This window comes from Kitasatospora sp. NPDC034035 (assembly GCF_055575755.1).
Genome location: NZ_JBVISA010000051.1, coordinates 12,036 through 24,286 on the forward strand (window position 1 = coordinate 12,036; position 12,251 = coordinate 24,286).

Annotated in this window: 7 protein-coding genes; 3 read left to right on the top strand and 4 right to left on the bottom strand. The window is 72.9% G+C overall.

Going from position 1 to position 12,251, the window contains the following annotated elements; all coding sequences use genetic code 11:
- Positions 1–7: 7 nt before the first annotated feature.
- Positions 8–1,375 (top strand): extracellular catalytic domain type 1 short-chain-length polyhydroxyalkanoate depolymerase, encoded by a 1,368-nt coding sequence (locus ACZ52J_RS39830; protein ID WP_465625977.1) that lies wholly within the window; start codon positions 8–10, stop codon positions 1,373–1,375.
- 108 nt (positions 1,376–1,483) lie between these two features.
- Here the strand turns inward: ACZ52J_RS39830 and ACZ52J_RS39835 are convergent, their stop codons facing one another.
- Both ACZ52J_RS39835 and ACZ52J_RS39840 read right to left on the bottom strand, forming a co-directional pair.
- A complete protein-coding gene (locus ACZ52J_RS39835; protein WP_465625979.1) occupies positions 1,484–3,652 on the bottom strand; it encodes a glycoside hydrolase family 9 protein in 2,169 nt (722 codons plus the stop codon).
- A 192-nt stretch (positions 3,653–3,844) separates the two neighbouring features.
- The gene (locus tag ACZ52J_RS39840) at positions 3,845–4,849 is read right to left on the bottom strand and encodes a LacI family DNA-binding transcriptional regulator (protein WP_465625981.1); all 1,005 of its coding nucleotides are present in this window, start codon (positions 4,847–4,849) and stop codon (positions 3,845–3,847) included.
- A 477-nt stretch (positions 4,850–5,326) separates the two neighbouring features.
- Between ACZ52J_RS39840 and ACZ52J_RS39845 the strand changes: the two genes are divergently transcribed.
- Complete coding sequence (locus ACZ52J_RS39845; RefSeq protein ID WP_465625983.1) at positions 5,327–8,311, top strand: glycoside hydrolase family 48 protein; 2,985 nt, start codon at positions 5,327–5,329, stop codon at positions 8,309–8,311.
- Positions 8,312–8,484: 173 nt separating this feature from the next.
- Positions 8,485–9,459, top strand: coding sequence for a glycoside hydrolase family 6 protein (locus tag ACZ52J_RS39850; RefSeq protein ID WP_465625985.1), 975 nt, complete (start codon positions 8,485–8,487; stop codon positions 9,457–9,459).
- Positions 9,460–9,509: 50 nt separating this feature from the next.
- On the opposite strand, the gene ACZ52J_RS39855 is transcribed toward ACZ52J_RS39850, so the two are convergent.
- Both ACZ52J_RS39855 and ACZ52J_RS39860 read right to left on the bottom strand, forming a co-directional pair.
- Positions 9,510–10,592: a lactonase family protein gene (locus tag ACZ52J_RS39855; RefSeq protein ID WP_465625987.1), complete on the bottom strand. Its 1,083-nt coding sequence runs from the start codon at positions 10,590–10,592 to the stop codon at positions 9,510–9,512.
- Between the two features lie 178 nt (positions 10,593–10,770).
- Positions 10,771–12,240, bottom strand: coding sequence for a GH1 family beta-glucosidase (locus ACZ52J_RS39860; RefSeq protein ID WP_465625989.1), 1,470 nt, complete (start codon positions 12,238–12,240; stop codon positions 10,771–10,773).
- Between the last annotated feature and the right edge of the window lie 11 nt (positions 12,241–12,251).

Below are 12,251 nucleotides of genomic sequence, written 5' to 3' on the forward strand. Positions count from 1 at the left end.
AGGTCCCATGTTCCGATCCCGCTCGTTACCGTCCCGTCTCCTGGGCATCGTCGCCGCGATCGGCCTCGCGGTCGGCCTGAGCCTGCAGGCCGCGCCCCAGGCCGCTGCCACCCCGCAGGCCGCCGCCTCGCTGACGCAGATCACGAACTTCGGCACCAACCCGACAGGTCTGCTGATGCACCTGTACGTGCCGAGCAGCGTCAGGGCCAACCCACCGATCCTGCTGGCCCTGCACGGGTGCCAGGGGACGGGGCCCTACCTGTACTCCAGCACCGACTTCGGGTCGCTGGCCGACCGGTACGGGTTCCTCGTCATCTACCCCTCGACGAACCCGAGCGGAAGCTGCTGGGACGTCTCCTCGGACCAGGCGCTGACCCGCAACGGCGGCAGTGACCCGGTCGGGCTCATGTCGATGATCACCTACACGGAGCAGCACTACGGCGGCAACGCCAACGCCGTGTACGTGACCGGCGAGTCGTCGGGCGGGATGATGACGAACGTGATGCTCGCCGACTACCCCGATGTGTTCAAGGCGGGCGCGGCGTTCATGGGAGTGCCCTACCACTGCTTCCACACGGGCACCGTACGCGGCTGGAACGCGGACTGCGCCCAGGGCAAGGTGTCCATGAGCCCGCAACAGTGGGGCGGACTGGCCCGCACCACGGGGGATCCCGGCTACACCGGTCCGCGTCCGCGCGTGCAGCTGTGGCACGGAACCGCCGACACGATCCTGAGCCACAACAACCTCGGTGAAGAGATCAAGCAGTGGACCGACGTCCTCGGCGTGAGCCAGACCCCGTCGGCCACGGACACCCCCGCGGTGAACTGGAACCGTACGCGGTACGACAACAGCGCCGGCACCACCCAGGTCGAGGCGTACAGCATCGTCGGGGCCGGGCACCAACTGCCCGTCCAGGGAACCGCGATGGCCGCCAACGCCATCCACTTCATGGGCCTGGACGCGGGGTCCTCCGGCAGCGCCACGACCGGCGCGCTGCACGCGGTGGCCGCGGGCAAGTGCCTGACCGACGCGAACAACGCGACGCCGGGCACCCAGCAGCAGATCCACACCTGCAACGGCAGCGAGAACCAGACCTGGACCCGTACGGCATCGAAGCAGCTGACCGTGACCGTCGGCGGCAGCACGCTGTGCCTGGACGCCAACGCCAGGGGCACCACCGACGCCACCAAGGTGGTCGTCTGGTCCTGCAACGGCCAGGCCAACCAGCAGTGGCAGCTGAACTCGAACGGCACGATCACCGGAGTGCAGTCGGGGCTCTGCCTGGACGTGGCCGGCCTGGCCACCGCCGACGGCTCGCCCGTCCAGCTGTGGAGCTGCAGCGGCGGCAGGAACCAGCAGTGGACGTTCGGATGATCGGAGGTCGCCGCGGTCGCGCCGGTCGCGGTGACCCGGTCCGGCCGTAGCCGCGCGGTCTGCCCGCCCCGCCGTGACGGCGCGGCGGGCAGACCGCCCGGGCGGTGCTCAGGTGCAGTCGGTGCCGTTCAGGGTGAAGCGGGCCGGTGCCGTGTTGGCGCCGGAGTACGTCGCCTGGAACCCGAAGCTCGCGCTCGCCCCGGCGGCCAGGGTGCCGTTCCAACCGGCGTCCCGCGCGCTCACGGCGCTGCCGGACTGGGCCACGGCCGCGTTCCACCCGCTCGAGATCCGCTGGTCACCCGGGAAGCTCCAGCCGAGCGTCCAGCCGGAGACGGCGGCGGTGCCGGTGTTCCGCACGGTCACTGTCGCGGTGAACCCGCCGTTCCAGGCGTTGTCGACCCGGTACGCCACCGAGCAGGACGTCGCGGGCGGCGCCGGTGTCGCCCGCCGTTCGGCGGCGAACGCCGCGAGCCAGGCCAGCGAGGCGTTCCAGTTGATCGCCACCTCGTTGGTGGAGTACGAGCCGATGTCGTCGACGTAGCAGGCGGCCGGTGCGCAGCCCGTCAGTCGGGCCTTCGCCACCGGATCCTCCAGGCCGGCGTCCGGGCCGCCCGCGAGGGAGCCGGCCGGCGGGTGCGGCAGCGAGGCGTCGTTCTGGTGCGCCCAGAACCGGTGGTGCTCGTTCTCCGAGGCCCGCTCGCCGTAGCCGCTCACGTAGGAGCGGTCCAGCGCGTTGCGGCCGAGCAGGTAGTCCAGCGCCTCCAGCGCGCCGGTCCGGTAGCGCGCGGCACCGGTCAGCTCGTAGGCGACGGCCAGCACCATCGCGTTGCCGGCGACCGAGCTGTTGGACCCCCAGACGTAGCCGTCGGCGGCGATCGGCACCGCGTAGCCCTGTCCGGCCATGGTGGAAAGGTGGCCGTCGGCGGCCGAGATCAGCAGGCCGCGCAGACGCGTCACGTCGTCGGCGGGCAGGGCCACGCCGGGCACGGTGGCCAGGGTGATCCGGCCGAGCGTCGCGGTGCCGCCCCACCACAACGCGTCGACCGGCTTGGTGTGGTGCGGGGAGGAGGTGACCGCGTCCCGGTACTGCGACTCGCCGGTGGTGGCGAGGAGTTCGGCCGCGGCCCAGTAGAACTCGTCGGAGACGTCGGCGTCCTCGTACGCGCCGCCGCCGGTGTTGTCGGTCGCCGGGGCGAGGACGTTCGGGTTGGCCCTGGCCGCCGTCCAGGCGCGGCGGGCCGCGTCCAGGCAGCGGGCGGCGAAGGCGGCGTCGTACGGTGCGTACACCCGGGCACACTGCGCCGCGGTGGCGGCCAGGTTGAGCGTGGCGGCGGTCGAGGGCTTGTGCAACTCGCGTGGCTGTTCGTCGAGTTCGGGCCGGGTCGGCAGGCCGGTCCACTGCGCGTCGTGCATCTTGTGGAAGGCCATCCCGGCCATCGGCTTGCCGTCCGGGACCTGCATCCGCAGCAGGAAGTCCAGTTCCCAGCGGGCCTCGTCCAGCACGTCCGGCACCCCGTTGCCGCGCTCGGGAACGCGCAGGGTGGAGTCGCCCAGCGCCGCGTCGCCGCCCGAACGGTGGGCTCGTTCGAAGGAGTTGACCAACTCCCAGGCCGCGATGCCGCCGTTGACCACGTACTTGCCCTGATCGCCGGCGTCGTACCAGCCGCCGCGGACGTCCGACCGGTAGTCGCACACCCCGGCCTGGCACGGCACGCTGGTGTCGCCTTGGTTCGGCGCCACGCCCAGGTGGCCGGCGGGGCGCGCGTACGCGCTGCCGGCCAGGGCCGCGTCGATGGCGATGCCGCTGCGCTGCTGGTAGAAGAACGACATGCTGTCGGCGCGCAGCCCGTCGTACAGCGACGCCGAGATGTCGAACGGGTGGCTCGCCCGGCCGTCCACGACCAGGGTGAGGCCGGTGCCGGTGCCGGTGTACGCGCCGAAGTCCACCAGGTGCGTGGACTGGCCGGACGCCTGGTCGGCGCCGTGCACGGTGGTGGTGCCGGCGGCGACCTGCGTGCCGGCGGCGTCGCGCAGCTGCCAGGCGAGTGGGGAGGTCGTGGAGCTGATCACGGTCGCCCGCTTGGGCCCGTCCGGCAGGTAGCCGAGCTGGTTCACGCGGACGGGGAAGTCGGCGGCGGTGGTGACCGTGGCCGTGGCCGCTGTGGTGGTGGCCGGGGCGAACGCGGTGGCGGTCAGCCCGCCGGCGGCCAGGGCCAGGCCGGTGAGCGCGGCGGCCGCGCGTCGGGGCAGTGCGCGGCCGGAGAGGAGGGGAGGCATGGGTGGGGGCCTTCCTTTGGGGGTGGGGAGAGGGGAGCCCAGGGCGTGGGAGCGCTCCCACTTCCAATGAAGCCAGCCGCGCACAAGGTGCGTCAAGGGTGGGCAGGAGACGCGAGATTGACGTGACCTCAGGTACCGACCGGGTTCCGGAACGGCGCGGGCGCATCCGGCGGCCTCGGGTGCGCGGCGCGTTCAGCCCGAGGCCCGGACGACCAACCGGGTGGGCAGCACCACCGATTCGCCGCATGCCGGGTTCCGCAGCAGCAGATCCATGGCATGGGAGCCGAGTTCCTCCACCGGCTGGCGGACGGTGGTCAGCCCCGGCCGGCACCGCGCGGCGACAGGAGAGTCGTCGAAGCCGACCACGGCAACGTCCTCGGGGACCCGCAGGCCGTGCCGCCGAAGGGTCCTGAGGGCGCCCGCTGCCATCTGGTCGGAGGCGGCGAACACGGCGTTGACCTCGGGGCGCCGGTCCAGCAGTCGCTGCATCGCATGCTCGCCCGAGGCGCCGCTGAAGTCGCCGTACGCCACGGCCGGCCGTGCCGCGGCCATCGCGGCCACCGTCTGGTGGTAGCCGGCCAGCCGGTCCACGCCGGCGGCGGTGTTCGGCGGCCCGGCGATGGTGGCCACGGAGCGACGCCCGGACGCGCACAGCCGTCGCACCGCGTCCCTGGCGCCGGCGAGGTTGTCAGCGTCCACGAACGCCACCGTGCCCGGCTCCGGCGGCCGGCCCAGCGACACCACGGGCACCCCGGCCGCGTGCAGCAACCGGGCGAGCGAGGTGTCCCCCCAGGGGCCGACCAGCAGCACACCGTCGACGTGGCCGCCGCACAGGTAGCGCACCAGCGGCGGTCGCCGGCAGCGCCTGGGCACCGTGAAGACGGCCAACTCCCGTTCTGCGCCGGACAGGGAGCGCCGCAGCCCGGCCAGCAGCCGTACCGGGAAGGCGTCCGCGTGGTACTGCAGAGGATCCGCGAAGACCACGACGGCCACCACGCCGGTCGCCCGGGTGCTGGGCGCCCGGCGGCGGACGTACGCCAACTCGCGCACTGCCCGTTCCACCCGGGCCGCCGCCTCGGTGGAGACCCGGGCGGAACGGTTGAGCACCCGGGACGCGGTCGCCGTGGAGACGCCGGCGAGACGGGCGACCTCGGCCAGCGTCGGAGCGGGATCCTTGCCGGGAATGGGCTGGGGCATGGGGCCGTCCTGGATCGGTCCTCGACAGGGGAACCACACCCCGGACCCGTCACCCGCGCCGACCCACCACCCTTGCCAGCTTGGCCCGTTGAGCGATCAGCGTCAAGGGATCCGGCACTCCCGCTCACACGGGGTCGGGCAGCCCGGCGCGGCGGATCACCTCCGCGTACCACCGGGCACCCGGCGATCCCCCACGGATCAAGCCGGGGCCCGTGAAACACCGTCGACGGCCGTGGGAGCGCTCCCGGCGGACGCTGTAACTTACACGCTGCCGAGCCGGGCGGCCCACTGCCACCGGGACGCGGCTCCGCGCTGGTCGCCGCCGTTGTCCGGCCCCGCAGGGCCCGCCGGCCGGCGTCGCCGGGCCCTGCGGGCGCTTCCCAAGCCGGGCGCGCAAGCCCACGATCGCTCGCAGCACCTCCGTCCGCCGCGCGTCCCCACCCGCGTGGCGGTACCCCACCCATCTGGAGGACGCGCATGCGACGCGAAACCCTGCGTGCCAGGGGCAACCCGCTCACTCTCACCGCGACGGCCACCGCGCTCGTCCTGGTCGGTGCGGCGGGCGGCGCCGTCACGGTGCCCACCGCGGCGGCGACCGCCGGGCTGTCCTGCGGCGTGAGCTACGCCGTCAACGACTGGGGCAGCGGCTTCACCGCCAACATCACCATCACCGACACCGGCACCACCGCCATCAACGGCTGGACCCTCGGCTACGCCTACACCGGCAACCAGACCCTCCAGAACGGCTGGAACGGCACCTGGAGCCAGACCGGACAGACCGTCACCGTCACCAACCCCGGCTACGCCACCACCATCGCCCCCGGCGCCGGCTACACCACCAGCGCCAACTTCTCCTACAGCGCCGCCAACACCGCCCCCACCGGCTTCACCGTCAACGGCACCCCCTGCCGCGGCGCCGACCGGCCGCCGACCGTCTCGCTCACCTCCCCGGCAGCCGGGCAGACCTTCACCCCGGGCTCCACCGTGAAGCTCGCCGCCGACGCGGCCGACGCCGACGGCACCGTCTCGAAGGTGGACTTCTACGCCTCGACCTCGGCCGCCGCCAACACCCTGATCGGCACCGCCGTCACCGCGCCGTACGGCGTCGACTGGGCGAACGTGGCGGCGGGCGACTACTCGGTCACCGCCGTCGCCACCGACGACGCCGGCGCCACCACGACCTCCGGCCCGGTCGCGATCAAGGTGGCCGGGCCGAGCGTCCTGGTCAGCCCGGCCACGCTCGCCGTCCAGCAGGGGAGCACCGGCACCTTCACCGTCGCTCTCTCCCAGGCGCCGACCGCGAACACCACGGTCACGGTGGACCGTTCGGGCAACGACCCGGACCTGAGCGTGACATCCGGCGCCGGCCTCACCTTCACCCCCGGGAACTGGAACGTCCCGCAGACCGTCACCATCGCGGCCGGCACCGATGCCGGGCAGGTCGGTGGGACCGCCACCTTCACCGCCTCCGCGGCCGGCTTCGGCCCCGGCGCCGTCACGGTGACCGAGGCGGCGAAGACCTCGGGCTACGACCAGTACTTCCTGGACCTCTACAGCAAGCTCAAGAACCCGGCGAACGGGTACTTCAGCCCGCAGGGCATCCCGTACCACGCGGTGGAAACCCTGATCGTGGAGGCTCCCGACTACGGCCACGAGACCACCTCCGAGACCTACAGCTACTGGCTGTGGCTGGAGGCCGACTACGGCCGGGTGACCGGCGACTGGACGGGCTTCAACAACGCCTGGACCAACCTGGAGGCCCACCTGATCCCCAGTCACGCCCAGCAGCCCGGTCAGAGCACCTACAATCCGGCCAAGCCCGGCCAGTACGGTCCCGAGAAGGCCCAACCGGACCAGTACCCGGCCAAGTTGAACGGCGGTGTACCGGTCGGCACCGACCCGCTCTCCGCGGAGCTGGGCCGGGCCTACGGCAGCTCGGACATCTACGCCCCGGCCTGGCTGCTGGACGCCGACAACAAGTACGGCTTCGGGCAGTGCGAGGACGGAACCAGCAAGCCCAGCCTGATCAACACCTTCCAGCGCGGCCCGGAGGAGTCGGTCTGGGAGACGGTGCCGCAGCCCGACTGCGACCTGTTCACGTACGGCAACAGCAGCTCCGGCTTCCTCAGCCTGTTCAACGACGGCGGCGGCTCCTTCAGCAAGCAGTACAAGTACACCGACGCGCCCGACGCCGACGCCCGGCTGGTCCAGGCCGCCTACTGGGCGGAGCAGTTCGCCACGTTGCAGGGCAAGAGCGCGGCCATCACCGCGACCCTCGCCAAGGCCGCCAAGCTCGGCGACTACCTGCGCTACTCGCTCTACGACAAGTACTTCAAGCAGGCGGGCAACTGCCTCGGCTCCACCACCTGCCCCGGCGGGACCTCCAAGGCGAACGAGCAACTCGGCCTGCTGACCTGGTACTTCGCCTGGGGAGGGGCGGCCGACGGCAGCTGGTCGTGGCGGATCTCCGGCTCCGCCGCCCACCAGGGCTACCAGAACCCGATGGCCGCGTGGGTGCTCGCCAACGACCCCGGCCTGAAGCCGCTCTCGCCGAGCGCCGCCACCGACTGGGCGGGCAGCCTGGACAAGCAGCTCCAGTTCTTCCAGTGGCTGCAGTCCACCGAGGGCGGCATCGCCGGCGGCGCCACCAACAGCTGGGGCGGGAACTACGGCGACGACGCGGCACCGCCGGCGGGCGACCCGACCTTCTACGGCCTGTACTACGACTGGCAGCCCGAGTACCACGACCCCGCCTCCAACCAGTGGTTCGGGTTCCAGACCTGGTCGATGGAACGCTTCGCCGAGTACTACTACGCCACGGGCGACACCCGGGCGAAGGGCATCCTCGACAAGTGGATCCCGTGGGCGATGTCCGTCTCCCGGGCCGACCGGGCCACCGGCACCCTGACCACCCCCGACAAGCTCACCTGGACCGGCGCGCCCGACACCTGGAACGCCACCAGCCCCGGAAGCAACGCGGGCCTGCACGTCGTCGCGAGCGGCACCAGCACCGACGTCGGCGTGGCCGGCTCGCTCGCCAAGACCCTCGCGTACTACGCGGCCAAGTCCGGTAGCAGCAGCGCCCAGAAGTTCGCCCAGAACATCCTGGACACCCTGCACGCCAGGTACACCGACGGCCTGGGCTACTCGGCCGCCGAGACCCGCGCCGACTACAGCCGCTTCACCCAGGCCTACTCGCCGACCACCCACCAGGGCCTGTACGTGCCGCCCGGCTGGACCGGCAGCTACCCGGACGGCACCCGGATCAGCTCGGCGAGCAACACCTTCCTGTCGATCCGCCCCTGGTACACCAAGGACCCGCAATGGTCCAAGGTGCAGACCTACCTCGACGGCGGCGCCGCGCCGACCTTCACCTACCACCGGTTCTGGGCCGAGGCGGACATCGCCACCGCCTTCGACACCTTCGCCCAGCTGTTCCCGACCGTCAACCCGGGCAACTGACGGCCCACCCGCTCCGGCTCGGTCCCCGACCCGGCCCCCGACCCGGCCCCGGACCCGGTCCCGGCTCCGCCCACGCGCGCGGAGCCGGACCGGGCCGGACGGCCACACGGGCTCCAAGGACGACGACACCGGGAGCCCCGCCCGCCCCCACCCCCACCCCGTGGAGAAACACCATGCGCTGCTCGCTCCGTACGCGGTCCCTGCTCCTGGCCCCGGTGCTGGGCGCCCTCGTGGTCGCGGTCCACCCCGGGACCGCCCACGCCGCCGACCCCACCACCATGACCAGCGGCTTCTACGTCGACCCCGATTCCTCCGCGCGTCGGTGGGTCAACGCCAACCCGGGCGACGGCCGCGCCCCCGCCGTCCGGTCATCGATCGCCGACGTGCCGACGGCACGCTGGTTCGGCAACTGGAGCGGCACCATCGGGACGGCGACCGGCTCCTTCGCCGGCGCGGCCGCCGCCAAGGGCGAGCTGCCCCTCCTGGTGGCGTACAACATCCCTAACCGCGACATCTGCGCCGGGCAGTCCGGCGGCGGGGCGGGAAGCGCCGCGGACTACCGGACCTGGATCGCCGGCTTCGCCGGCGGCATCGGCAACCGGCCCGCGGTGGTCGTCCTCGAACCCGACTCGCTCGGCGACGAGAGCTGCATGACCCCGGCCCAGATCACCGAGCGCAACGCCCTGCTGAGCAACGCCATCGCGCAGTTCAACGCCAAGGCCCCGAACACCTGGGTCTATCTCGACGCCGGCAACCCCGGCTGGCTGAGCGCCGACACCATGGCCCAGCACCTGGCCGCGGCCGGGGTGAGCGGAGCGCACGGGTTCTCGCTGAACGTGTCGAACTACCTCACCACGACGGAGAACGTCGCCTACGGCAACGCCGTCAACGCGGCCCTGAAGTCCGCGAAGGGCTTCACCAAGCCCTACGTCGTCGACACCAGCCGCAACGGCAACGGCTCCAACGGCGCGTGGTGCAACCCGGCGGGGAGGAGGATCGGGACGCCCACGCAGCGGGGTGGCGGCGCCGAGATGCTGCTGTGGATCAAGGTGCCCGGCGAGTCCGACGGCAACTGCGGTGGCGGCGCCGGATCGACCGCCGGGCAGTTCCTACCCGAGGTCGCCTACAAGATGATCTACGGCTACTGACATGGCGCGGCCCGGCCCCGTCCGGGGCCGGGGCCGGCCGCCTCCACCGGTCAGGGGCCGATCGGCAGGACGGAGGTGGGTTCGGTGATCACGAGGGGCTCTCCGGCGGGGGTCAGATGACCGGAGGCCGGGTTGCGGTGGAAGGCCGTCAGGGTGTCGGAACCCTGGTTGGCGCAGAACAGGAGCCGCCCGTCGGAGGTGAGGGCGATGTCGCGGGGCCAGGACCCGCCACAGGCGGTGACGTCGATCAGCTCGACGGCCGCCCCGTCGTCGTGGAGGGCGTGCACGGCGATCGCGTCGTCGCCGCGGTTGGTCGTGTAGAGGAAGCGGCCGTCCGCGGACACCCGGACGGCGGCGGCTTGGTTGGCGTTCGGCGCACCCGGATCCCGGCGCGTCTGAAGCTCGGCGGTGGGTTCGAGGCGGCCGGAGAGTGCGTCCCAGGTGCAGACGGTGAGGGTGGAGGAGAGTTCGTTGAGGACGTAGACGTGTCCTGCCGACGGGTGGAACGCCAGGTGCCGGGGGCCACGTCCGGCCGGCAGTCGGACGGTTCGGTGTGCGCTGAGCCGGCCGGTGGCCGGATGGAAGGCGTAGACGTAGACCCGGTCGGTGCCCAGGTCGGTACACAGGAGGAACCGTCCGTCCGGCGAGGGGGCTGCCATGTGGGCGTGCGGGGTGGTGCGCAGTTCGCCGGAGGCCTCGCGGCCGGGATGGCGGACGGTCTGCACCGGCTCGGCGGCGGCGACCGCGTCGCCGGCGCCGGTGGGGATGACCGAGAGGACGCCGTCGCCGTAGTGGGCCGCGAAGAGGTGTGAACCGCTGGGGTGGACCGCGAGGTGGCAGGGGCCCATGCCACCGCTCATGGTGGTGGCGGGCAGACTGAGGGTCCCCGTGCGGGGATCGATCCGGAGGGAGAGGACCTGCCCGGCTTTCTGTTCCAGGACGGCGTGCAGGACCGCGCGGGTCGGGTCGACAGCCGCGTAGGACGGACGGTCGACCGGCAGGGTGCGAAGGAGACCCATGGTGCCGGTGGCGTCGTAGCCGACGGTGGACAGGCCGGCGCCGGGAGTGTCGGCCGGGGCGGCACTGCCGATGATCAACAGACCGCCGGACGTGGGGGTCGGGGGCTGGTTCAAGGACGCCTGCTCTCTGTCCACCGTTCGGCGAACGGTCTGTCACGGGGTGTGGCACAGGCGGCCGCGGGCGACGGCCGGGGTCTCCTGGGGCGGGTCGCCGTTGAGCGCGTCGCGGCCGGTGCCGGGTGGTCTGCCCGGCACCGGCCAACTCTGTCACGAGGCGTTCGACGCTGCGCTCCTAGGAGCCGGTCGGCGGCTGCAGTTCGCCGGTGCGGGCGACGCGGGCGTACCAGCGGGCGCTGGACTTGGTGGTGCGGGTCTGGGTGGGGTAGTCGACGTGGACCAGGCCGAAGCGCTTGTCGTAGCCGTACGCCCACTCGAAGTTGTCGAGCAGGGACCAGGCGAAGTAGCCGCGCAGGTCCGCGCCGTCGGCTGCGGCCCGGTGGGCGGCCGCGAGATGGGCGTGGAGGTAGGCGGTGCGTTCCGGGTCGTCGACGGTGCCGTCCTCGCCGATCTCGTCGTGGTAGGCCGCGCCGTTCTCGGTGACCATGAGTGGCAGGCTCGGGTGGCGTCGGGCCAGTCCGGTCAGCAGCTGGTGCAGGCCGGTGGGGTCGACGGCCCAGCCCATCGCGGTCAGCTCGCCCGGGGCCGGGTGGAAGCCGACCCGGTCGGCGCCCGGCCAGGGGGTACCGGCGCCGGCGCCGTGGCCGTCCTCGCGGGCGGGGGCGGTGCCCTCGGCGGTTGCCGAGACGACGGTGGGCGTGTAGTAGTTGACGCCCAGCCAGTCCAGCGGCTGGTGGATCGCGGCCTCGTCGCCGGGGCGGACGAAGGTCCAGTCGGTGAGGTGGGCCGTGTCGGCGAGCAGGTCCTTCGGGTAGGCGCCCTCCAGCATCGGGCCGAGGAAGACCCGGTTGCCGACGGCGTCGATTTGGCGCACGGCGTCCTGGTCGGCGGCGGACGGGGTGAGCGGGCGCAGTGCGTGCAGGTTGAGCGCGACCGACAGACGGGCGGCGGCGGGCAGCACGCCGCGCAGTGCCGTGACGGCCAGGCCGTGGCCGAGGTTGAGGTGGTGGGCGGCCCGCAGGGCGGCCACCGGGTCGGTGCGGCCGGGGGCGTGGACGCCGGAGCCGTAGCCGAGGAAGGCGCTGCACCAGGGCTCGTTGAGGGTGGTCCAGTGCTCGACCCGGTCGCCGAGGGCCTCGCCCACCAGCGCGGCGTACTCGGCGAACCGCTCGGCGGTCGTGCGTTCGGGCCAGCCGCCGGCCGACTCCAGCTCCTGCGGGAGGTCCCAGTGGTAGAGCGTGGCGACGGGGGTGATCCCGGCGGTGAGCAGCTCGTCGGTGAGGCGGCGGTAGAAGTCCAGGCCCTGCTGGACGGCCGGGCCGTGGCCGGTGGGCTGGACGCGCGGCCAGGAGACGGAGAAACGGTAGGCGGTCAGGCCCAGTTCGGCCATCAGCCGGACGTCCTCGCGGAAGCGGTGGTAGTGGTCGGCCGCGACGTCGCCGGTGTGCCCCTGGAAGACCTTGCCGGGGGTGCGGCAGAAGGTGTCCCAGATCGAGGCGGTGCGGCCGTCCTCGGCGGTGGCGCCCTCCACCTGGTAGGCGGAGGTGGCCGCGCCCCAGAGGAACCCGGCCGGAAAGCGGGGCAGGGCCGTGGCGGGGGGTGGGGTCGTGGCAGGGGTGAGGGGGCTGGCGGGGGGAAGGGGCACGGGCTGCTCCC